This is a genomic window from Paraburkholderia sp. BCC1884 (genome assembly GCF_900996225.1).
Taxonomy (GTDB): Bacteria; Pseudomonadota; Gammaproteobacteria; order Burkholderiales; family Burkholderiaceae; genus Paraburkholderia.
Genome location: NZ_CAAJGL010000068.1, coordinates 73,935 through 95,592, shown reverse-complemented (window position 1 = coordinate 95,592; position 21,658 = coordinate 73,935). Strand labels below are relative to the sequence as shown.

Annotated in this window: 18 protein-coding genes; 10 read left to right on the top strand and 8 right to left on the bottom strand. The window is 63.3% G+C overall.

Features of this window, described 5'->3' with window-relative positions; translation table 11 throughout:
• Positions 1-75 precede the first annotated feature (75 nt).
• Positions 76-333 (top strand): hypothetical protein, encoded by a 258-nt coding sequence (locus FQ705_RS07295; RefSeq protein ID WP_144138922.1) that lies wholly within the window; start codon positions 76-78, stop codon positions 331-333.
• 109 nt (positions 334-442) lie between these two features.
• Here FQ705_RS07295 and FQ705_RS07285 read toward each other — a convergent pair whose 3' ends face one another.
• The 6 genes from FQ705_RS07285 to FQ705_RS07260 form a co-directional block, all read right to left on the bottom strand.
• Positions 443-1,663, bottom strand: a complete 1,221-nt coding sequence (locus FQ705_RS07285; RefSeq protein ID WP_144138920.1) for a winged helix-turn-helix domain-containing protein — start codon at positions 1,661-1,663, stop codon at positions 443-445.
• 222 nt (positions 1,664-1,885) lie between these two features.
• A complete protein-coding gene (locus FQ705_RS07280) occupies positions 1,886-2,158 on the bottom strand; it encodes a hypothetical protein (protein ID WP_144138917.1) in 273 nt (90 codons plus the stop codon).
• A 158-nt stretch (positions 2,159-2,316) separates the two neighbouring features.
• Entirely contained in the window at positions 2,317-4,047 is a 1,731-nt protein-coding gene (locus FQ705_RS07275; RefSeq protein ID WP_144138914.1) for an FAD-dependent oxidoreductase, read from the bottom strand.
• Positions 4,048-4,135: 88 nt separating this feature from the next.
• Positions 4,136-5,128, bottom strand: coding sequence for a DedA family protein/thiosulfate sulfurtransferase GlpE (locus tag FQ705_RS07270; protein ID WP_144138911.1), 993 nt, complete (start codon positions 5,126-5,128; stop codon positions 4,136-4,138).
• Positions 5,129-5,466: 338 nt separating this feature from the next.
• On the bottom strand, positions 5,467-5,718 hold the full coding sequence (locus tag FQ705_RS07265; protein ID WP_007178686.1) for a hypothetical protein: 252 nt from the start codon (positions 5,716-5,718) through the stop codon (positions 5,467-5,469).
• A gap of 358 nt (positions 5,719-6,076) precedes the next feature.
• A complete protein-coding gene (locus FQ705_RS07260) occupies positions 6,077-7,669 on the bottom strand; it encodes a PAS domain-containing methyl-accepting chemotaxis protein (RefSeq protein WP_144138909.1) in 1,593 nt (530 codons plus the stop codon).
• Between the two features lie 237 nt (positions 7,670-7,906).
• Here FQ705_RS07260 and FQ705_RS07255 point away from each other — a divergent pair, with 237 nt between their 5' ends.
• Complete coding sequence (locus FQ705_RS07255) at positions 7,907-11,356, top strand: ATP-binding protein (protein WP_144138906.1); 3,450 nt, start codon at positions 7,907-7,909, stop codon at positions 11,354-11,356.
• Between the two features lie 41 nt (positions 11,357-11,397).
• Here the strand turns inward: FQ705_RS07255 and FQ705_RS07250 are convergent, their stop codons facing one another.
• Positions 11,398-11,799, bottom strand: a complete 402-nt coding sequence (locus FQ705_RS07250; RefSeq protein WP_144138903.1) for a RidA family protein — start codon at positions 11,797-11,799, stop codon at positions 11,398-11,400.
• Between the two features lie 138 nt (positions 11,800-11,937).
• Entirely contained in the window at positions 11,938-13,338 is a 1,401-nt protein-coding gene (locus FQ705_RS07245) for a GntP family permease (RefSeq protein ID WP_144138900.1), read from the bottom strand.
• A gap of 312 nt (positions 13,339-13,650) precedes the next feature.
• On the opposite strand from FQ705_RS07245, the gene FQ705_RS07240 reads away from it, so the two are divergent.
• The 8 genes from FQ705_RS07240 to FQ705_RS07205 all read left to right on the top strand — a co-directional run bounded on the left by FQ705_RS07240 (position 13,651) and on the right by FQ705_RS07205 (position 21,631).
• The gene (locus FQ705_RS07240; RefSeq protein ID WP_144142258.1) at positions 13,651-15,129 is read left to right on the top strand and encodes a sigma-54 interaction domain-containing protein; all 1,479 of its coding nucleotides are present in this window, start codon (positions 13,651-13,653) and stop codon (positions 15,127-15,129) included.
• An 86-nt stretch (positions 15,130-15,215) separates the two neighbouring features.
• Positions 15,216-15,473: a hypothetical protein gene (locus tag FQ705_RS07235; protein WP_144142256.1), complete on the top strand. Its 258-nt coding sequence runs from the start codon at positions 15,216-15,218 to the stop codon at positions 15,471-15,473.
• 513 nt (positions 15,474-15,986) lie between these two features.
• On the top strand, positions 15,987-16,190 hold the full coding sequence (locus tag FQ705_RS07230) for a hypothetical protein (RefSeq protein WP_144138898.1): 204 nt from the start codon (positions 15,987-15,989) through the stop codon (positions 16,188-16,190).
• Positions 16,191-16,332: 142 nt separating this feature from the next.
• Positions 16,333-17,532, top strand: coding sequence for a serine hydrolase domain-containing protein (locus tag FQ705_RS07225; RefSeq protein WP_144138895.1), 1,200 nt, complete (start codon positions 16,333-16,335; stop codon positions 17,530-17,532).
• Between the two features lie 137 nt (positions 17,533-17,669).
• Complete coding sequence (locus FQ705_RS07220) at positions 17,670-17,960, top strand: H-NS family nucleoid-associated regulatory protein (protein ID WP_144138892.1); 291 nt, start codon at positions 17,670-17,672, stop codon at positions 17,958-17,960.
• A 602-nt stretch (positions 17,961-18,562) separates the two neighbouring features.
• Complete coding sequence (fae, locus tag FQ705_RS07215) at positions 18,563-19,087, top strand: formaldehyde-activating enzyme (protein WP_144138889.1); 525 nt, start codon at positions 18,563-18,565, stop codon at positions 19,085-19,087.
• 70 nt (positions 19,088-19,157) lie between these two features.
• Positions 19,158-20,195 (top strand): aldo/keto reductase, encoded by a 1,038-nt coding sequence (locus tag FQ705_RS07210; RefSeq protein ID WP_144138886.1) that lies wholly within the window; start codon positions 19,158-19,160, stop codon positions 20,193-20,195.
• Positions 20,192-21,631 (top strand): NAD-dependent succinate-semialdehyde dehydrogenase, encoded by a 1,440-nt coding sequence (locus FQ705_RS07205; protein ID WP_144138880.1) that lies wholly within the window; start codon positions 20,192-20,194, stop codon positions 21,629-21,631. Before FQ705_RS07210 ends, FQ705_RS07205 begins: the two co-directional genes overlap by 4 nt.
• The last annotated feature ends 27 nt before the right edge of the window (positions 21,632-21,658 follow it).

Here is a 21,658-nt window from a genome sequence, read left to right as displayed (position 1 = left end):
CCAACGCACGATCGGTATATAAGGGTTGAAAGGAAGGCTTGTTCACCGACGCTTCAACAGGAGAAATGTTTCATCATGACGGAAGACTTAACGCCTAAGCCATCTACGGGCAATCGGCCCGACCTGGAACATCTCGACGCGGCGCTCAGTCACGTGGATCAGCAGGTATCCTCAGGCAGCATTGCATCGGGCGCCGCCAAGGGCATTCTGTATAGCCTGATCGAAACGCTGGGCGCGTTTGTCGGCGATCCGGATCTGCCGGAACACGCGCGGTCGGGTTATCAAGGTCTGCTCGAAGCCGCTCGCGAATTGCGCGCCAAACTCGATCACTGAGATCGGTTGGTTCGATCCCGCGAAAATGCAGCGCGGCGTGTCGATCGTGTTGGGCATGTTTTCCTTGCCGCTCTCGTGGGCCGCACTGCATTGAGCGAGTACGTTGCGCTCAGGCCGTCATGCTGTCCACGCTCAATGCCTCAAGCCATTCCGGCGGCGCGCTGCTTATCTCCAGTTGAGGCGTGCCGTGCCAGTCGGCGCAACGCTGCAACGCGCGGCGCAAATCGCCGGCCAGGCGCGCGCTCAGCCGCACGCCCGGCTCGATATGCAGCGCCTTCACTTCGAACACGCCTTGCGTGCGATGCGCTTTAGCATCCACGCGACCCACCAGACGCCCCCGGCTGAGCAGCGGCAACACGAAATAGCCATATTTGCGCTTTGCCGCAGGCGTGTAGCACTCGATGACATAGTCGAAACCGAATAGCGCGGCGGCGCGCTTGCGGTCCCACACCACCGGGTCGAAGGGCGACAACACCGTGGTGACAGTCGAGGCAAGCTTGCCGCTTGCGGCGTCGTCGAGCCACGGCGCGACATCCTTATGGACGAATGTGTCCTGCTTCCAGCCTTCCACCTGCACGGGAATCAGATCTCCCTGATCGGCGAGCGCATGCAGTTCGTCGCGGTACGGACGACGCGGCAAGCGGTAATAGTCCGCCACCCAATCGGCGCGTGCGACGCCTAACGCCCGGCAGGTGCGGCCCAACAGTTCATCGGTGATGGTATGCGCGGGCGGCAGATCGCGGGCGTCGTTCCAATGTGGCATGACGCGTTCGGACACGTCGTAGACGCGATGAAAATTGCGCCGCTCGGCCACCATCAATTGCCCGAGCGTGAACAGCACTTCCAGGTGGCGTTTTTCCGGTTTCCAGTCCCACCAGCCATTGCCCTTGCCCGCCTCGCGGGCAAAATCCGCGGAGCGCACCGGCCCGGTCTCGCGGATGTGCGCGAGCAGCTTGTCGATTTCCTTGCGATGCGTCTGGTGCCACTCGCCCGCGTATTTCCAGCCCATCGTGCTCGCGTTCAGCATGCGGTGACGCAGCAGGCCGTAGTCTTCACTCGGCAGAAAACAGGCTTCGTGCGACCAGTATTCGAACAGCGCGCCCTCGGCGAGCAATTCGTCGAGCCACTGCTGCGGATAACTGCCAAGCCGGCTGAACAGCACGAGATAAGGACTGCGCGCGACCACGTGGATCGTATCGATCTGCAGTTGCATCATGCGGCGGATGGCGTCGAGCACGTCGGCCTTGACGGCCTTGCGGCGCGGCGGTGTCAGCAGGCCTTGGGCGGCCAGATGCAGCGTACGGGCTGCGGAAAGCGGGAGGGTCGTCACGCGAGCGTCGGTCAGTGAACTGCGAGAGGAAGCGGGCACGCGGCCCGGCCTGGATCAGCAGCCGCTACTGTAGCGCGAACGAGGCAGACGAATCGGCGCGCAACTCAAGCGTCGACGTCCGCCTTCAGCAAGCCAGAGCAGAGACCGGCGTCGATGTCGACACACCGGCCGAGTACGACGGGTCATCCATTGTCATACGACGCCTGGCACGCGAAGACGCGCTCACCACCCGCGCCCGTGATGCCGGTCCCCGCCGCGACGATAGCCGTGGTCATGATGCCAGCGACGCTCATGGTAGCGATCGCCGCGATAGCCATAGCCATACGCAGGCTGAGGCGCATAGACGACTGGCGGCGGCGCATACACCGGAGGCGCCGCGTAGATGGGGCCAGGCGTATTGACGAACACGCCGACGTCCACCCGGGCCGAGGCGGCCGTTGAGGCGCAGGCGGCGGCAAGGCCGAAGGCGGCGAAGAGGATCGCGCGTTGGATCATGCTTGTCTCCTGAGTCGAAAGAGCCGGCCATTCGCTGTCGAATGGCTGACGGCAATCTTACGAGACAGAAAGCAGGCAAGGTGCAACGAGTTGAAGGGGTGTGTAACAGCAGGTTACCCGCCGGGCCGTCGCGCGGTCCGGCAGGCGGGTCATACACGTCAGGCGCCTAGCGCGACCGCTTCTTCCGCGGAGACGGCCAGCAGCTGATGAATCTGCGCGACCACCGCCGCGCCTTCGCCGACTGCCGCCGCCACCCGCTTCGTCGAGCCCGCGCGGGCGTCGCCGATTGCGTAGATGCCGTCCACCGTGGTGGCGAGGTCGCACGCGGACACGCCGTCCGCGCTCGTGCCGGTCAGCACGAAACCTTTTTCATCGAGCTCGACGCCGCAGGTGCGCAGCCAGTCGGTATTCGGGTCCGCGCCGGTGAAGAGGAACAGATGCCGCGTGTCGATGTGATCGGTGCCGTCGGGCAAGGGCTTTTTCAGGCCGACCGACGCAAGTCCGGTTTCGTCGGCGTCGAGCCGGCCGATTTCCGAATTCGGATGCACGATCACATTCGGCAGCGAGCGGATGCGGTCGATCAGATAGCGCGACATGGTGGCTTCGAAACCGCTACGTCGGATCAGCACGTGGACCTTGGCCGCGTGTGTCGCCAGATAGACGATGGCCTGGCCGGCGGAATTGCCGCCGCCCACCAGCACGACCTCCTGGCGCTTGCACAGCTTGGCTTCCACCGGCGAGGCCCAGTAGTACACGCCGCGTCCGTCGAAGCGGTCGAGACCTTCGAGCGCGGGGCGCCGATACACCGCACCGCTCGCGATCACGATGGCGCGCGCCGAGATCTGGCCGCCGCACTTCAGTTCCAGCCGATGCGGCGATTCCGCGCAATGGAGCGCCTTCACATGAACGGGAATTGCAACGTGCGCGCCGAACTTCTGCGCCTGCACGAATGCGCGGCCCGCGAGCGCCTGGCCGGAAATGCCGGTCGGAAAGCCGAGGTAGTTTTCGATGCGCGAACTGGCGCCGGCCTGGCCGCCCGGCGCGCGGCTGTCGAGCACGATCACCGACAGTCCCTCGGACGCTGCGTACACCGCCGTGGCCAGACCCGCCGGTCCGGCGCCGACGATCGCCACGTCGTACACATGGGAATTGTCGAGGTCGGGCAGCAGACCGAGACAGGTGGCCAGTTCCGGCATGCTCGGGTGACGCAGCACCGAGCCGTCCGGACAGATCACGAGCGGCATGTCTTCTTGCTGTGCGGCGAATTGCTCGATGAGGCGCAACGCGTCTTCATCGCGTTCGTCGATCACGGAATGCGGATGGCCGTTGCGCGACAGGAAGCCTTGCAGGCTGACGAGACGGGAGTCGCTGCTGCTGCCGATCAGGATCGGGCCGCCGGCACCCTTTTCGATCAGTGACACGCGTCGCAGGATCAGCGCCCGCATGATGCGCTCGCCCAATTCGGCTTCGGCGACGAGCAGGGCACGCAGCCGCTCCGGCGGAATCAGCAAGGCATCCACCGCAGTGAGCGCCATGCCGTTGACCAGCGCGGGCCGCCCCGACAATTGTCCGACTTCGGCCAGGAAATGTTGCGCGCCGTGTTCGCCAATCAGGACTTCGCGACCGATGCCGTCGCGCTGATAGACCTTCACGCGTCCTTCGAGCAGCACGAACATGCCCGGACCGGTGTGGCCTGTTTCGAACAGCAACTCGCCGGCTTCCCAATGGCCCACTTCGCCGAAGCGCCGCAGCCGGTCGATTTCCGCGCACGTGAGTTGCGGGAACATCTGGTGCATGCGCGTCGAGAGATTTGAAAACGGCGCGTCTGCGACGATCGCCTGGGCTTGTCCTACTGCTTCTTGAGTCGGTATTTCTTCAGTCGAAAGCATTGAACCGCTCCTTCGGTGTTCATTGATCGATTTGAACGGAGGCGAAGCGGCGCGGCGCCCGCAGGCGCAAATCCTGGTGCGCTGCGCGCTACACGGCCTTCGGCGCGACGTCGTCGACCGCGACTTCCGGCGGCGGCGAGTGTGGCAGCGCTTCAACCGGCTTGCCGGAATCGCGCCAGGCTTCCATGCCGCCGCGCAACGGCAGCACGTCGGCGAAGCCTGCTTCGTTCAATTGCTTGGCCATCCATGCTGCGGAAATCTCGTTCGGGCAGGAACAGTAAATCACCAGTTTCTGATCGTGCGGATAGGTCGCGACGATCTCGTCGAGCTGCCGTTCGTCGGCGAATAGCGAGCCCGGAATCACGAACGGATCGAGCTTGCGCTTTTCCTGCGAACGGATATCGAACAGCACCGGCATCTTGCCGGCGGCGTACAGCGTGGCGAGTTCATCAACCTCGATACGTGCGGACGCAAGCTTGGAAATCAACTGGCGACGACGAATCCATCGGTACGCCGCGTACAGCAGCAGCAGCGCGAGGGCCACGAAGGCCGCCGTGCGGCCGAGCCGTCCCGCGAGCGAGAACAGCATGTCGATCTGCGCCGCGAACAGCGCGCCGATGATCAGCCCCGTGCCGGACCACAGCGCCGCGCCGATGCTGTCGTAGGTAAGGAAGGTGCGGTAGCGCGTACCCATTGCACCGGCCATCGGAATCGAGACGATCGACAGACCCGGGACGAACTTCGCCACCGCCAGCACGCGCACACCCCAGCGCCCGAAAAAGCGCTCCGTCTTCTTGACACAGGTATCGCGCGACAGGGACAGGCGGCAAATCGTTTTCAACGTGTTGCCACCGTATATCCGGCCGGCGAGGTACCAGGCGCTGTCGCCGATCAGCGTAGCGAAGATCGACAGGATCAGCACCGGCGCGATTTGCGTGCCGACCGAGCCCGGATGCATGGCGGCCATCGCACCGAACAACACGAGACTAGGCATCGCGGGCACCGGCAATCCAATGGAGGCGGCCAGTACGTTCGCGAAGACGAGCGCCGGCCCATATTGCTCGATGAGATCATGTAGCATCGGCTTACATCCGCAGCCCTTTCGGGAGCGGCGCAGGTAGGCAAAGCGAAGGAGAATGCAAGGATTATGGACGCATTTTCGAGACGTGCAAACGCCTTGAAAAGATGTCCGTTATTCGGGCGTTGAAAGTACGGGCACGATGCGCGAAAACGCTTAAACACGGCCATTGGCCGTGCGATTAAAACAATCTGAAAAGAACGGACGTTCGCGTATTAAGTCGGCTCGGCAATAATGTCCGATTTACGCTGCTGGAACGTTTTCTTGCACTCGGTCTTGCGCCGGATGTGCCGATTCGGCAAGCGGCATTTACGCATTCGCGTAGTGCCGCAAACCTTATTTCATTGACGATGATTGTGCTGCTCGCCGGGTAGTTCGGCGCCGTGCGCGCGAATTGCGGCAATCAATTCGGCTGGCGTGATTTCGTAACGCACTTCGCGATGAATACCTGGCTTGCGCTCGTCGACTTCGATCAAAAGAATGCCTTTGCCGTCTTCTGTCGATTCGAGGCGCAGCGAGCGGAGTTCGCGCGCCGTTGCGTCGTCGTACTCGGTGAGCAGGGCCATTGACCCGGAAGACCCGGTAGTGCGCATCGAAGTTGTCCTCGTTCCGTTGTTGATCGAACCATTGTACGGGCAGGATGGCGCGCCGTCTGTCGCGCCGTGCGCCTGCAATAGGCAGTTTAACGCGACTGCCCACCGCAACGAATGCATTTTTCGTGCCCCGTGGCGGTGCAACTCTTCTCCTGAGCTGTCACGCGGATGACGCATCGCCCAACTAGGCATGGACTCGAATCGCATGAGCAAAAAAATAGCCCGTCCTCATCTGGAGGGCGGGCTGCTAAACGCCGTTGTTACTCGGGTCAGCCTGCCCTTGCAACCAACTGGGCGCTGACGGTTCCATCGTGATGCGCCAATACTGGGCTGTCGAGGTGGGAGTAACGCCGATCTATCAGATCAATGTCGCTTTGCGCGCAGCCGGCGCCGCCTCGGCGACGGTGAAGAGGCGCACCGCTTCGTCCAGCACGTCGGCCTGTTCGGCAAGACGCTGCGCGGTGGCGGCCGCCTGTTCGACCAGCGTGGCATTCTGCTGGGTCGCACCGTCCAGATGCGAAACCGCCTGATTGACCTGGCGAATCCCTTCGGCCTGTTCGCTGCTCGCGTTCGCGACTTCGACGATGATCGACGAGACGCGGCTCACGGCTTCATCGATCGTGCGCATTTGCGAGGTGGTGCGCGCCACCAGTTCCGTGCCGGTTGCGACTTCGCTCGCGCTCGCCTCGACCACCGACTTGATCTCCTTCGACGACGCCGCGCAGCGCTGCGCCAGCATCCGCACTTCGCCGGCGACGACCGCGAACGAGCGGCCCGATTCGCCCGCGCGCGCCGCTTCGACGGCGGCATTCAGCGCGAGGATATTGGTCTGGAACGCGATGCCGTCGATCACGCCGGTGATGTCCGCGATGCGTCGCGAGGCGGCCGTGATGCCGGCCATGGTCTGCTCGACCTGCACCGCAATCTTGCCGCCGGCCTCGGCAGCCGCCTGCGCGTCGCGGGCCAGGTCGAGTGCGCGGACGGCGGCATCGGCGTTGGCCTGGACCGTGGTGGTCAGCTGTTCCATGGTGGCCGCCGTTTCTTCGAGCGACGCCGCCTGTAATTCCGTGCGACGCGCGAGATCGACATTGCCGCTGGAGATTTCGCGGGCGTTGTCGAGCATGCCAGTGATCTGGGCGCGCACGTCGTACACGATCGCCGCGAGATTCGCTTTCAGTTGATTGAGTGCGTGCAGCACGTCGCCCAGATCGTCGTGGCGCGCGATGTCGAGGTTGGCGGTCAGATCGCCGGCGGCAAGACGCGAGGCGAAGCCCGACATGTCGTTGATCGGCGCGGCGAGCTGCCGCGCCAGCATGCGCCACGACACGAGGCTCACCGCCGCCGTGACGCCGAAAGCCAGCCAGAAGGGCGCAGGCGGCGCGCCGTGCCATGCGGCGAGTCCGGTCAACAGCAGCGCCAGCGGCGTGATCGCGTAGCCGACGCCGGCGCGCGTGGCGACCGGCAGCCGCATCAGCGCTTGCACTTGACCCGGCAAGCCGGATCGCACCACCACGCCACGGCGCAGCTTCAGACCGCGCGAAGCGCCGGTGCGCATGCGCGCATAGAGCGCTTCTGCCGCGCGCACGGCGTCGCGTTCCGGCTTCACCCGCACGCTCAGATAACCGACGACCGCACCTTTCTCCACCACCGGCGTGACATTCGCGCGTACCCAGTAATGGTCGCCATTCTTGCGGCGGTTCTTGACGAGCGCGGTCCACGGGCGACCTTCGCGAATCGTCGTCCACATGTCGGCGAACGCTTCGCGAGGCATGTCAGGATGCCGGATCAGGTTGTGCGGCTGACCAATCAGTTCGTCACGCGTGAAGCCGGAGACAGCGATGAACGCCGGGTTGCAATACTGGATGCTGCCGGTCAGATCGGTCGCGGAGACGAGCATGTGCGACGCCGCGAATTCGTACTCTTGCCCGGTGACGGGCTGGTTGTTGCGCATGGCTTTCCTTGCTGGTGCCCGGCACGAGTGCGTGCTGGGCTTACATAGTGCAAGGATTAACGGCAATTAACCCTTGAAGCTTTAGGGTTTCCCACTAAACCACTCAGGTTTAGGTCGCATTGAGCCGTTATTGCAGGGTTCGGTTGATGCAGGATGAGTAGACGTTGAAACGGGCGCCGGATGCGTCGCGTGCCGACTTCGAAAGCGCTAAACTGCGCTCGTCCACCAGGCGAGCCGATGCAGAAGATCCTCGACCGTACTCAGGAGTCACTGGCGCAGGCGTTCGCTTCGCTCGAACAGAGCGCGAAGCGCCAACAGCGCGTCTATCTGGCGACCATCGCCTTGCTGATGCTGATCGTCGTGGCATTCGCCGTCGTGCTTGCGGTCGTCACCGCATACAAACAACTCGACTATCGCCGCACCTTCGCTTCGCAGAGCGCCGCGGATATTTCGCTGGTCCTGCATCGCGAGGAGTCTTTCCTGCGGCGCACCGAATACACCCTCGACTACTATCAGGCCACGCGCAACGTGATGCGCGCGCCGGACACGGTCGAACAGTCGGTGAGCCAGACTGGCGTGGCGCATGGCCAGGTCGGCCGGGTCGGCAGCGGGTTCGATGTGTTGGTCGGCGAGGCCACGCGCACGGCGTGGGGACCGGCCTTCGGCGAGAAACTCTGGCGGCTGTACGAAGCCGCGCAGTCCACTCTGGTGACACAGCAGGCCTTCGAACTGCGGCAGCGAACGATGCTGCTGGGTCTGAACGAGGACTACGCCGCGATCCTGCCCTCGCTCGCTCAACCGAACGCGCAGGGGTCCACGGCCGGTGCGCCGACGTTGCAACCGGCGCTCGTCGGCACCGCGCGGGAAGCACTCGAACACGAACTGCTGGCACAGACCGGCAAACGCCTGCCGGCCAAGGGCGAGCATCTTTGGCTCGGTCCGTATCGCGATCCGCTGCAGGGCGCCGTCGTGATCTCGGCGGTCAGCACCTACTATGCGGGCGACCAGGCGGTCGCGCTGATCGTCATCACCATTCCGCTCGACGTTCTGTCGGCGCATCTGAGTTGGCCCAGCGGCGCGGGCGCCATGTTGCTGTTGATGGCGGACCACCGCCTGGTCGTGTCGTCGCCGCCGCTCGACGCGCCGACCATCAAGACGCTGCAGAACGCCGTGGCGGGAACGCCGCCGGATACCAATCTCTATCTGCGCGATGGCATCGCCTTCCACGAGCCGCTGATGCCCGGCTTCGGCGCGCTGGTCGGCTACATCACGTGGCGCGGGTTGACCGTGTTGCTGGGCTGGCAACTCGCGACGCTGGCGATCCTGACCCTGCTCGTGCTGGTGGCGATCGCGCTGATCGCGCGTTTCTGGGGCCTGCGTTTGCTACGCAACAGCTTCGTCGAGACGTCGCGCGCATTGGAAAGCGAGACGATCAATCACATTCTGGTGAGTGCGACACCGGTCGGTTTATGCGTCGTACGGCAAAGCGATTTTTCGATTCTGACCGCCAACGCACTCGCCAACGAGTTGCTGCATATCGAGGCGGCCGACGAGCGGCTGCCCTCACATATCGTCGAAGAAATTCGTGCGCAGGGGCCGGACAAACTGGCTGGTGCCGCATTTGCGAAAATCGCGGCGTTCGTCGCGCCGGCGCGACCGCTTGCGGGCGAGACGGCTGCCTCGCAATTCCTGCAGTTCACCTATGCGCCGGCTCGCTATGCCGACCAGGACGTGCTGTTCTGCGCGATCCTCGACGTGACCGCCCAGCACGAACTCGAACTGCAACTACGGCTCGCGCAGCAGACCTCTGAAACGATGATGCGGGCGCGGTCGAATTTTTTCGCGTCCATGAGCCACGAAATCCGCACGCCGTTGAACGCCTTGCTCGGCAATCTCGAACTGTTTGCACGGACACCGGGGCTCGAGGCACATAGTCAACGGCTCGCTACTCTGGGCGTCGCGGCGAATGCGCTGCGAGGCATTGTCAACGACATCCTCGATTTTTCGAAGATCGACGCTGGCGAGATGAAGATCGTGACGGAGCTGTTCCGTCCGATCGACGACCTCGAAAATATCGCGCTGTCGTATGCGCCGATGAAGGCGGATCGGCCGATCCGTTTTTACGCGCATTTGTCGCCGAATCTCGATCAGGTGCTGCGGGGCGATCGCACGCGGATTGCGCAGATCGTGAATAACCTGCTGAGCAATGCATTCAAATTCACCTCGTGCGGCAAGATCACGTTGAATGCGGACATAGAGAACGATCTGCAGGATCGCCAGGTTCTGGTCTGCCGCGTTTGCGACTCGGGAATCGGCATGGACCAGGCGCTGGTAGCCCGCATCTTCAATCCCTTCGTGCAGGGCGAGGCGAGCACTTCGAGCCGCTATGGCGGCACTGGTCTGGGTCTGTCGATCTGCGCGCGGTTGTGCGAGTTGATGGGCGGCCATATCGCAGTCGAGAGCGTGCTGGGCGTCGGCACGGCATTCACCGTTTCCATACCGCTTGCGCTCGCGCCCGAAGCGTCGCGCACACCTGCCGTCGAACCGCCTCGCCGCGGCAACGTCCTGGTGCTCTGTCAGGAGCGCGAGTCGGCGAAGTTGCTCGAAAGCGGCATGCAAAGTGTAGGTTGGGCTCCTCACACGGAGACCTCCCTGCGCGGCGCGCTGGCATGGTTGCGGGTCAACCGGCCGGATGTCATGGTGGTGACCGGCGAATACCCGCTGGATTCAGTTGACGAATTGCGCGCGGTGCAGGCGGTCGGCACGGTGTGGATTACCTATGGCGGCCCGCATACGCCGGTCGAGCGACGCGAGGGCGTGTTCGAGGCCAGCGAGTTCAGCCGCAGGGCGGTTCAGGCGGCGCTCGATCTCGCGGCTGGCGGCGTGGCGACGTCTCACGACGCTTCGGTGACGGCTCCCGACACGGCGCTCCCGCCATTGCAGGAGGTCAGTCCCGTGCTGCGAGGTCTGGCGGTGCTCGTCGCCGAAGACAACCCGTTGATTCAGACCTTGATCGTCGAACAACTTACCGCCCTGGGCTGTTCGCCGACCCTCGCTGGAGACGGCCGGCAAGCACTGGCTGCGGCGCAACGCGCGCGCTTCGACGTGGTGCTGACCGACATCCACATGCCCGTGATGGACGGATACGAACTGCTGTCGCGTCTGCGCGCGTCACACCCGGCATTACCCGTGCTGGCTTTCAGCGCCGTCACCGACAGTCAGCAGGACGATGCCTGGCGTGAGCGCGGCTTCGCGGGATATGTGGCCAAACCGGCGTCGTTGGGCGAACTGGAGACGGCGCTAGTCGAAGTGGCCGCCGCACGACCGGGTGCGACGCAAGCGGACGCGGCCTTGGCACGGCGACCCGCGGACAAACCGAAGCCCTCGCTCGATCCCGTCGACAAATCGCGTTACACCGCCATGCTCAAGACGCATTTGCAAAGCGAATTGCCGAGGCTGATGACGATCGTGGAGCAGGAGGATCGCGAGGCCCTGGGCGGCTGGGCGCATAGCGCCGGCGGCGCGTTCCTGATCGTGCAGGAGGCGCGTTTCGCGCAGCAATGTCGTGAGTTGCAGCAGTTATGCCGCGACACCGAACGCTGGGCCACCGAGATGGATGAGCGCGCCATTTCCTTGCACGACGAGTTGTGCGACCACTACGGCCTGGACGAGCGCTCGGCGCAGTGATTGCATCGAGCGGCGTAACGGTGGTGGTTCGGACGCGCTAGTCAGGCCGGTCGTCTGGCGATGAAGTCGATCTCGACCAGTGCCTCGCGCGCCAATGCGGTGACGCCGATGCAGGTGCGCGCGGGCAGCGCATTCGCGGGGAAGTAGGCGCGGTAGACCGCGTTCATCGACGCATAGTCGCGCTTGAACTCGGTCAGAAAGATGCGCGCGGAGACCACATGCTGCAATCCCAGGCCGATCCCGTGCAGGACCAACCCCAGGTTGTCCATGACGCGCTGCGTTTGCGCGACGACGCCGTCCGGCAAGGGCGCGTCATCGTCGGTGGGGGAGGTCGGCATCTGGCCGGTCAGGAAGACCCAGCCGTCGGCTTCGGTGGCGTGGGAGAACGGGCCGACCGGCGTAGGTGCGGTCGGGATCGTCCAAAAGGTGGGGCTTGAAGTCATGAAAATGGCCAATATCGGGTCGCGGTTGTCGAACCGCTACGCTAACCGACCAAAACTACCCATGGCGATGCGTGTTTTCGCCAGCCCCTGCCTGAGTCAAATGCGCGCTGCACTCGGCAAGCCGCAGCGCGGGCACCGTCAAACCAGCCCGGTCGCGTAGTACACCGCGATCACGAAGAACACCGCCAGCGTCTTGATGACCGTTACCGCGAAGATGTCGCGATACGACTGACGGTGCGTCAGACCCGTCACCGCCAGCAGCGTGATCACCGCGCCGTTGTGCGGCAGCGTGTCCATCCCGCCGCTCGCCATCGCGACGACCCGGTGCAGCACTTCCATCGGAATATGCGCGGCTTCGGCGCCCTTGATGAACGTGTCGGACATGGCCGCGAGCGCGATGCTCATGCCGCCCGAGGCCGAACCCGTGATACCCGCCAGCGAGCTTACCGACACGGCTGCATTGACGAGCGGATTGGGAATGCTCTTCAGCGCGTCGCTGACCACCAGAAAGCCCGGTAGTGCCGCGATCACGCCGCCGAAACCGTATTCCGACGCCGTATTCAACGAAGCCAGCAAGGCGCCCGCCACCGCAGCCTTGGTGCCGACCGCGAAACGTTCGCGCACGCGGTTGAACGCCGTCACCACGACCATCACGATACCGAGCAGCAGGGCGCCTTCCACGGCCCAGATGGCGACCACGCTTTTGATCGTCGTCGTGACCGGTGCGTGGATACCCGGCAGGATGTCCGGAGCGATCGTGTACGACGCGCCGTACCAGTTCGGAATCCAGCGGGTCAGCAGGAAGTTGGCGACGCCGACCAGCACCAGCGGTGCGACAGCCAGCAGCGGATGCGGCAGTTGCTTCGACTCGACGCGCTCCGGCTCGTTGACCAGATTCGTGCCGTAGCCTTCGCCAGTCGCCATTGCCGCGCGACGACGCCATTCCAGATACGTCAGACCCACGATAATGATGAACACCGAGCCGATCGTGCCAAGTGCCGGTGCGGCCCAGGACGTCGTCTTGAAGAAGGTGGTCGGGATGATGTTCTGGATCTGCGGCGTGCCCGGCAGCGAATCCATCGTGAACGAGAACGCGCCGAGCGCAATTGCGCCGGGCATCAGGCGCTTCGGAATATTGCTTTGGCGGTAAAGCTCAGCCGCGAACGGATAGACCGCGAACACCACTACGAACAGCGAGACGCCGCCGTAGGTGAGCAGCGCGCACACCGCGACGATCACCGCATTGGCGCGCGAGCGTCCGATGTAGCGAATGGCGGCGGCCACGATCGACTCCGAAAAGCCGGACAGTTCGATCACCTTGCCAAACACGGCGCCCAATAGAAACACCGGGAAATACAGCTTGACGAAACCGACCATCTTTTCCATGAAGATGCCGGTGAAGACTGGTGCGACGGCGGCCGGATCGGTCAGCAGCACCGCGGCGAGCGCGGCGATCGGCGCGAACAGAATGACGCTGTAGCCGCGATAAGCGGCAAACATCAGAAACGCCAGCGCGGCGAGGACGATGACAAAGGACATTGAGTCTCCAAAGCTTGGTTGTTCTACGTGTACGCCGTCCCGAAAGCGCAACGGCACGGCGCCCGCAATTGCAGGTTCCGTGCCACTGGCACTGGATCGGCTAGCCGGTTGATTTCGCAGGCCGAAGTTCGAAACGTGATGCGGGCCGATTGTACCCAAACGTCTCAAAAGCGGGACGACAAAGCGCTGAAGATTGGGTAAACCAAAGGAAAACCCCTATGCGACAAGCTTGTTGGCGATCTCGGTGATGAGATAAGCTTGTCTCCGAAAAGAGACATGCACAAAACAACGAGTGTTGGAGACGGCGACAAGATGATGAACGACTGGGCGGGCCTTCCTGCTACTTACGGCGACGTACTGCGCCGGGCGATGGATTCGCTGTTCCGCACATTCGAAAATTTCAGCGAAGGCACTTTCATCGTCGACGCCGAGGCGCGAGTCGTCTGGATCAACAAGCGATATGCCGCGCGCTTCGGATTTGCGGACCCGCAGCAGGCCATCGGCCGCGACTGCGAGGCGGTGATCCCGAATAGCCTGATGCGCGAGGTCGTGAAGACCGGCAAGCCGATTCTGCTCGACATTCTGGAAACGGACCGCGAGCCGCTCGTCGTCACACGCCTGCCGCTCAAGGACGAAGCCGGCGAAACGGTCGGTGCCGTGGGCTTCGCGCTGTTCGACGAACTCAAGGCGCTGACACCGCTGTTTTCCCACTACTCCCGCGTGCAGGAAGAGTTGATCGCCACGCGGCAGTCGCTCGCTCAGGCGCGGCGCGCGAAATATACGTTTGGGAGCTTCGTCGGCACGAGTGCGGCCAGCCTCGAAGTTAAGCGTCAGGCGCGTCGTGCGGCGCAGCTCGAATCGCCGGTGTTGCTGCTCGGCGAGACCGGGACCGGCAAGGAGTTGCTGGCGCATGCCATCCACGGCGGCTCGGCGCGGGCGAATCAGCCGCTCGTGACCGTCAACGTCGCGGCGATTCCCGAGACCCTGCTCGAGGTCGAATTCTTCGGCGCGGCGCCCGGTGCTTATACGGGCGCGGATCGCAAGGGCCGGGTCGGCAAGTTCGAACTTGCGAACGGCGGCACACTGTTTCTCGATGAAATCGGCGATATGCCGCTGCCGCTGCAGGGCAAGCTGCTCAGAGTGCTTCAGGATAAAGAGTTCGAGCCACTCGGTTCGAACCGGATCGTGCGCGCCGATGTGCGGATCATCGCCGCCACCTCGGTCGATCTGCCCGCGCTGGTGGCGGCTGGGCGCTTCCGCGCAGACCTGTTTTATCGCCTGAACGTGCTGACGATCCACGCGCCGGCTTTGCGCGAGCGCGCCCCCGATATCGTGGCGCTGGCTTATGCGATGCTCGAAGACCTGTCCACTCAGGCGCGTGGCGGCGGCGGTCATTTCGAATTGCAGGACGATGCGCTGCGGTTGCTCTGCGCCTACGACTGGCCGGGCAACGTGCGCGAGTTGCGCAATACGCTGGAGCGGGCCGTGATGCTGTCCGACAGCGAGCGGATCGACGCCCGGTTGATGGCGCCGTTTATCGGCGGCGCGGCGCGAGGCGGTCTGCGCCCCAATCTACCGGCTATCGCGGCTCAAGTGTCTGCGCAGTCGGACCTGGTTTCGGAGACGCCCACGCCGACATCGTGGAACGACGCCATGGCGGCCTTCGAAAAGCGCTTCCTGAGCGATGCCTTGCGGGCCAACGAAGGGCGCGTGATCGAGACGGCCAGTCAGATCGGCATGGGCCGCGCCACGCTCTATAAGAAGATCGCGGCGTACGGGATCGACATCTGACCAAGTCGCACGATGTCGAACCACGCAGCGTGATTGCCGCGTGGCACAATCGCGTGATCGAAAAACAAGATGTGATCGGGGTTCAGATGAAACGCAATTTTTCCTTCGCGCGTCGGGCTTGCGCCGCCCTGGCAATCGGGGCATTCGCCGTGCTAATTGGCTGCAGCAGCAGCGCACCGCTGTTTCTGTCGGACGGCCGCCCGACCACGCTAGTCCAATGTCCGGCCGGCTCCGATTCCTGCTCCCAGCAGGCCAGCGCGAGTTGTAATGGCGCGTTCGACGTCGTCCGCCAGTCCAGCGATAACGGCACGCTCAGCCTGCTCTACGCCTGCCGCGCAAAATAACGCGTTGCCAGCGCCCAATCGGCGCGTCTTCGATGTCCATTTTTTACGCATTCCGCCGTGCTTCTTTGAAAGAAGGCGGGATGCCTCTCCTATAAGCTTTCACTTTTCATCGCTCCACTTAACGAGCGATAAATCAAAGCCCCGCGCAAAAGCACATGGTCGTCATAAAGGCCTGCGTCTAATAGACGTCCGGCAAGTGACTTATCATGCGAATCGGATAAGCCGCTGGTTTTCCTGATTATTCCCCTTGCCGTCGACGTCAATCAAACAGGCTGCCGTTTCTGCCGTTGGATGAAGTCGGTGCGGAAGCTAACGGAACGCGAAGTTCCGCAGCAGTAGTCTGTTTCCAGCCGATTCACGGTCTAAACCGGTCAGCAGATTTTGCTGGTTTAAGCGCCGGGCGCGGAAGTCGTGAAGAATAATTTTCCGTCCACGGTAAAACCGTAATCCGTCTTCGGCACGCTTCATGCTTATTGCTGACAAGTTGGTCCAACAAGTATTCCGGGGAAAGCAATGAATCACCATCAGATCGAAAAAGATATTGAACATCTCGAACACGTAATCTCGCATATTTCGGCTGGAGACCGTATTCCGTTGTCCTATTGGCGCAACCGCATTGAATCCGTGTCCGGCGCGGCACTCGTTCCGGCGCAAGCCAGCCGGGTCAAGCGACTCAAAAGCGCGCTGTCGGCGTTGGAGAATCGCCAGAAAGTCTGAGCGCCTGTTACGTTGGATGAAGCTTATGTACCCTGCGACGGCGTAACGTTTTCTGCAAGAATGAGGGAACGTAACGGCCACACTGTCTGCCCGGTGCAGCGGTGAGCGGGCCCATCTCTTCATCCACTGACCCAGGACACTCATGCAAGCAGCAGGACTTTCGACGACCCGGCTGACGGCGCTGACCAACGCGATGCAAGGTTACGTCGAGCGGGGCGAAGTGGCCGGGGTCGTTTCGATGGTGTGGCGGCGCGGAGAAATCGGTTATTTCGAGCCGCTCGGCTTACGCGACGAAGCCGGGCACTTGCCGATGGAGCGCGACACGCTGTTTCGCATCGCGTCGATGACCAAACCGGTGACCAGCGTCGCGATCCTGATGCTGATCGAAGAGGACCGGCTCGCGCTCGACACGCCGATCTCCCTCTGGCTGCCCGAACTTGCCGCACCGCGCGTCCTGCGCGATCCGGCCGGCCCGCTCGACGAAACCGACCCGGCGAGGGCGCCGATCACCGTGCTCGATCTGCTGACGCATCGCGCCGGCTTTGCCTACCACTTCACCGCGACCGGACCGCTTTCCGAGGCCTATTCGGCTGCGTTCAACGGTTTCGAGTCGAGCGTGGACGGCGCTCGATGGCTCGCCCGCATGGCAGCGCTGCCGTTGATGTTCCAGCCGGGGTCGCGTTGGCACTACGGCATTGCCACGGACATTCTCGGCGTGCTGATCGAGCGCGTGAGCGGCATGACGCTCGGCGACTTCTTCCGCACCCGCATTTTCGAGCCGCTCGGCATGCGCGATACCGCGTTCTGGGTGCCTGACGCGCAACTCGCGCGCCTCGCTACCGCTTACAGCGTCGAGTCCGGCACGCGACAGCGCGTGGTCGAGGATCATCCCTCGGCGAGCCGTTGGGCGAATCCGAATCGATTCCAGAGCGGCGGCGGCGGACTCGTCTCGACGGCGCAGGACTATCTGCAGTTCGCACAATTGCTGCTGGGACGCGGACGCGTCGGCGAGACGCGCTTGCTGTCGCATCGCTCCGTCGATCTGATGCGCTCGAATTTTCTCTCCCGCGATCAGCGCCGCGTGCCGGCGTTCGGTCACGTGCTCTGGGCGGGGCAAGGCTTCGGGCTGGGCCTGTCTGTCGTGGACGATCCGGCGCAGCAGTTGCCGCTCGGTTATCGATCGCTGGGGTCGTTCGGTTGGCCGGGCGCCTACGGCACGAGCTGGTTCGCCGATCCGGTCGAAAACCTCATCGGGCTGATGCTGATCCAGCGACGCGCCATCGAGCCTTTTCCAATGGCACTCGACTTCGAGCGCCGCGTGTACGATGCAATCGACGACTGAGTTCGTGGCCGCGGCGGACGAACCCTGCGTCCGCGTGGCGCGCGTCGCGTTGTAACTGCGGGCTTCTCTATCCGGCACTTTTATTGTCTGATAGTGTCCCGCACTGCAATTCGTCAATCCGAACGGAGCAACCCGCCATGGCCTCGTACAAGCAGTTGACTGCCCAGCTCGAAAAACTTCACAAAGAAGTCGCGGTGGCGCGCGAGAAGGAAATCGCCGAGGCGATCGCCGACATCAAGCAGAAAATCGCGGATTACGATCTCACTGCCGAGGAGCTCGGCTTCGCGAACAAACGCATGCCGGGCCGCAAGAGCGTGTCGGTCGCCAAATATCGCAACCCGAAAACCGGTGAGACATGGAGCGGGCGCGGCCGCTCACCCGCCTGGTTGACGGGCAAGAACCGCGAGCGGTTTCTGATCGAAGGCTGATGTACCTGACGGCGTGATGAGGTGATCCGTCGCGCGGCCAACGGTCTGGGGTGATGCTCCGTGCGTGGTTTTCCGCACCGCAAGGCAAGTCCCGAAAACCCTCACCTTTCGCATGAACCACACGCACATGCCAAAGGATTTCCGGCGCGAAGCGACCCGCGCCGGCGATGGCGGTGACCAGCGCGTCATCGCGCGGCTCACCTTGCATACAGCTTGCCGTCGCATCACGTCGCGCTTCTCCGTTTTTTGCTGAAACCCGCGCCAGCCCTTGCTGGTAAGCGTTCCCAGGCTGTCCGAAGAATCGCTCTGCAGAGCGTTCGACGCGCACGCCGTCGATTGCAGGACGTTCAGTTCCTCCCTTCAGCCGACATTGCAGGTGCGTGAACGACTCGCCGAGCGTTCACCTTCCGCGTCGACTCGCGTCACACCGTGGCACCTCCCGAAAACACTCACCTTTGCGCGCGCTCGCACGGGCCGCGCCCGGCGCTCGGGACAAACCCGGAGTTGAGTTCGCCTCATACCCCGGATCAAAACTCATCGATACATGGTCCTGGATGGCGAACGCCACAATCCGTCATCCACTCAACCTCGACGGAAAGACCATGAGCGACTCCACGGACAAACAACTCTTTATTGGCGAAGGCTTCGAAGGCCCTGGCGTCAACCTCGCGCACATCAACGTGCTGGTCGGCCCGCGCAACGGCCCGGCGGGCCAGGCTTTCGCTACCGCACTCGCGACACCTTCGACTGGCCATGCGCCGTTCGTCGTGATCGCGCGTCCCGGCGTGCCGACCAAACCCCTCACGCTGTATGTGAACAAGGCGCAGATCGGCAGCGACTTTCACGGCAACGCAACCTGGGGCGCGTCGCAAGCCGGTATCGCGAAAGCGGTGGCCGAGTCGCTGGAAAACGGCACCTTGCCGCCCGAAGCGGAAAACGATTGGGTGGTCGTGTCGGCGAACTGGGTCAACCCGGCCACCGACGATCTCGACGCCGTCTTCGCCAACAACTACCGCGCGTGCAAGAACGCCATCCTCGCGGCGATGAAGGGCCTGCCGCATCGCGATGAAGTGTTCGCCGCCGCCCGCGACGTATCGAACCCGTTCTATACCCCGAAACAACGTTAATCGCGTGCAGCGCAGCGGCGTCACGCACGCGGCTGCGCTGCCGGATGAGATCTGGAAGGAGACACGCACTATGGAATACATTCGCCTCGGCCAATCCGGCCTGAAGGTTTCGCGCTTGTGCCTCGGCACGATGAACATGGGCACGCCGCAGTGGAAGCCGTGGATTTTCGACGAAGCGCAAAGCGAGCCGATCGTCCGCCATGCGCTCGAAGCCGGCGTGAACTTCATCGACCTGGCTGATTTCTATTCGACCGGTGTCGGCGAAGAAGTGGTGGGGCGGATTCTGAAGCGCATCGCGCGTCGCGAGGAAATCGTCGTGACGACCAAGGTCGGCTACGACATGGGCGTCTACCAGAACGCCGGCGGCCATTCGCGCAAGCACATCATGGACGGCATCGACGCTTCGCTCACGCGTCTCGGCATGGATTACGTCGATATCTACATGCTGCATTTCTACGACGTGAACACGCCTGTCGAAGAAACGATGGGCGCGCTCAACGATATCGTGCGCGCCGGCAAAGCTCGCTATATCGGCGTGTCGACGATGTACACGTGGCAGTTCGCGAAGATCATGCAGGTCTGCGAGCGCAATGGCTGGCATAAGCCGGTCAACATGCAGTTGCAGTTGAACCTGGCGTATCGCGAGGAAGAGCGCGAGATGATTCCGTATTGCCAGGATCAGGGCGTCGGCGTGTCGGTGTTCAGTCCGCTTGCGCGTGGCCTGCTGACTTGCGATCCGAATTCGACGCGCAATCAGACCGACTTCTTCACCGCACAGATGTATGGCGATGTGGCGTCGCGCGAGGTCGCGGCATCGGTGGCGCGTGTCGCTGCGCGGCGTGGCGTGTCGGCCGCGCAGATTGCGCAGGCCTGGGTGCTGAATCACGGCGGGGTGTCGAGCATGCTGGTCGGCGCGGACACGCCGGCGCAGTTCGACAGCGCGGTCGCCGCGCTCGGCACGACGCTCTCCGCCGATGAACTGTTCGAGCTCGAACGCAACTACACGCCGTGCGACCTGATCAACGATTACACCGCCGGCAGGCGCATCGCCCGCGAGCCGCGCCTTGCACAAGGCATGTTCGACGAGACTCTGGAGGAGGCGGCATGAACGAATTTCTGCGCAGAGGGCATTACATCGGCGGCGAGTGGTACGAAAGCGCGAGCACGTACCCCGTTCTGAATCCGGCGACGGGAGAGGTCATCACCGAGGTTGCGAAAGGCGGCGCGGGTGAAACCAGACAGGCGATTGCCGCCGCCGAGCGTGCGTTCCCTGCATGGCGCGCCTTGACGGCGAAGGAGCGCGGCGCCCGCGTCAAACGCTGGGGCGAGCTGATGCTCGAGCATCGCGACGCGCTGGCCCAATTGCTGACGCTCGAGCAAGGCAAGCCGCTTGCCGAAGCGCGCGGCGAGGTGGGCTATGCGGCGAGCTTCTTCGAGTGGTTCGCCGAGGAAGCAAAGCGCATGTACGGCGACGTGATTCCGAGCCCGAATCCGAACGCGAAGATCATCGTGACACGCGAGCCGGTCGGTGTCGTGGCGGCGATCACGCCGTGGAATTTCCCGCTGGCGATGATCACGCGCAAAGCCGGGCCTGCGCTCGCGGCCGGTTGCACGATGGTGCTCAAGCCTTCGGAAGAGACGCCGTTGTCCGCGTTCGCGCTGGCCGTGCTGGCGGAGCAGGCGGGCATTCCGCCGGGCGTGTTCAATATCGTTTCCGGCGATGCGGTTGCAATCGGCGGCGCGCTGACTGAGTCCGAGGTGGTGCGCAAGCTCTCGTTCACCGGCTCGACGCGTGTCGGCAAACTGCTCGCCAGACAGTCGGCGGATACGCTGAAGAAGCTGTCGCTCGAACTCGGCGGCAATGCGCCTTTCATCGTGTTCGACGACGCCGATATCGACGCCGCCGTGCAGGGCGCGATGGCTTCGAAATTCCGCAACACCGGACAGACCTGCGTGTGCGTGAATCGCTTCTATGTGCAAGACGGTATTTACGACGCGTTCACCTCTGCGTTGACGCAAGCCGTGCGCAAGATGCGCGTGGGCAATGCATTGCAAGGCGATGTCGAACAGGGTCCGCTCATCAACCACGCCGCGCTGAAGAAAGTCGAAACGCATGTCGCGGACGCTTTGCAGAAGGGCGCGAAGATCCTGACCGGCGGTAAAGCGCACACGCTCGGCGGCACGTTTTACGAACCGACGGTGCTGATCGACGCCTCGCGTTCGATGCTGATCGCCGAGGAAGAAACTTTCGGACCGGTGGCCGCTTGCTTCCGCTTCAAGACGGAACAGGAAGCCATCGCTGCCGCCAACGACACGCCGTTCGGTCTGTCCGCTTATTTCTACACGCGCGACCTGGCCCGTGCCTGGCGCGTCGGTGAGGCGCTGGAAAGCGGCATGGTCGGTATCAACGAAGGGATTTTGTCCACCGAGGTCGCGCCGTTTGGCGGCGTCAAACAGTCGGGGCTCGGGCGTGAAGGCTCGAAGTACGGTCTCGACGAATACACCGAGCTGAAATACATGATGATGGGCGGCCTCGGGCGCTGATCGTCAGACCGCGTCACCGCCGTGCGC

Excerpts from the sequence above, each read along its gene's own strand:
- FQ705_RS07255 (WP_144138906.1), top strand. The coding sequence starts at position 7,907 with ATGCAGAAGATCCTCGACCGTACTCAGGAGTCACTGGCGCAGGCGTTC.
- FQ705_RS07265 (WP_007178686.1), bottom strand. The coding sequence starts at position 5,718 with ATGCGCACTACCGGGTCTTCCGGGTCAATGGCCCTGCTCACCGAGTAC.
- FQ705_RS07295 (WP_144138922.1), top strand. The coding sequence starts at position 76 with ATGACGGAAGACTTAACGCCTAAGCCATCTACGGGCAATCGGCCCGAC.
- FQ705_RS07280 (WP_144138917.1), bottom strand. The coding sequence starts at position 2,158 with ATGATCCAACGCGCGATCCTCTTCGCCGCCTTCGGCCTTGCCGCCGCC.
- FQ705_RS07245 (WP_144138900.1), bottom strand. The coding sequence starts at position 13,338 with ATGTCCTTTGTCATCGTCCTCGCCGCGCTGGCGTTTCTGATGTTTGCC.
- FQ705_RS07270 (WP_144138911.1), bottom strand. The coding sequence starts at position 5,128 with ATGCTACATGATCTCATCGAGCAATATGGGCCGGCGCTCGTCTTCGCG.
- FQ705_RS07260 (WP_144138909.1), bottom strand. The coding sequence starts at position 7,669 with ATGCGCAACAACCAGCCCGTCACCGGGCAAGAGTACGAATTCGCGGCG.
- FQ705_RS07225 (WP_144138895.1), top strand. The coding sequence starts at position 16,333 with ATGCAAGCAGCAGGACTTTCGACGACCCGGCTGACGGCGCTGACCAAC.
- FQ705_RS07230 (WP_144138898.1), top strand. The coding sequence starts at position 15,987 with ATGAATCACCATCAGATCGAAAAAGATATTGAACATCTCGAACACGTA.
- FQ705_RS07275 (WP_144138914.1), bottom strand. The coding sequence starts at position 4,047 with ATGCTTTCGACTGAAGAAATACCGACTCAAGAAGCAGTAGGACAAGCC.
- FQ705_RS07205 (WP_144138880.1), top strand. The coding sequence starts at position 20,192 with ATGAACGAATTTCTGCGCAGAGGGCATTACATCGGCGGCGAGTGGTAC.
- fae (WP_144138889.1), top strand. The coding sequence starts at position 18,563 with ATGAGCGACTCCACGGACAAACAACTCTTTATTGGCGAAGGCTTCGAA.
- FQ705_RS07210 (WP_144138886.1), top strand. The coding sequence starts at position 19,158 with ATGGAATACATTCGCCTCGGCCAATCCGGCCTGAAGGTTTCGCGCTTG.
- FQ705_RS07235 (WP_144142256.1), top strand. The coding sequence starts at position 15,216 with ATGAAACGCAATTTTTCCTTCGCGCGTCGGGCTTGCGCCGCCCTGGCA.
- FQ705_RS07220 (WP_144138892.1), top strand. The coding sequence starts at position 17,670 with ATGGCCTCGTACAAGCAGTTGACTGCCCAGCTCGAAAAACTTCACAAA.
- FQ705_RS07240 (WP_144142258.1), top strand. The coding sequence starts at position 13,651 with ATGATGAACGACTGGGCGGGCCTTCCTGCTACTTACGGCGACGTACTG.
- FQ705_RS07250 (WP_144138903.1), bottom strand. The coding sequence starts at position 11,799 with ATGACTTCAAGCCCCACCTTTTGGACGATCCCGACCGCACCTACGCCG.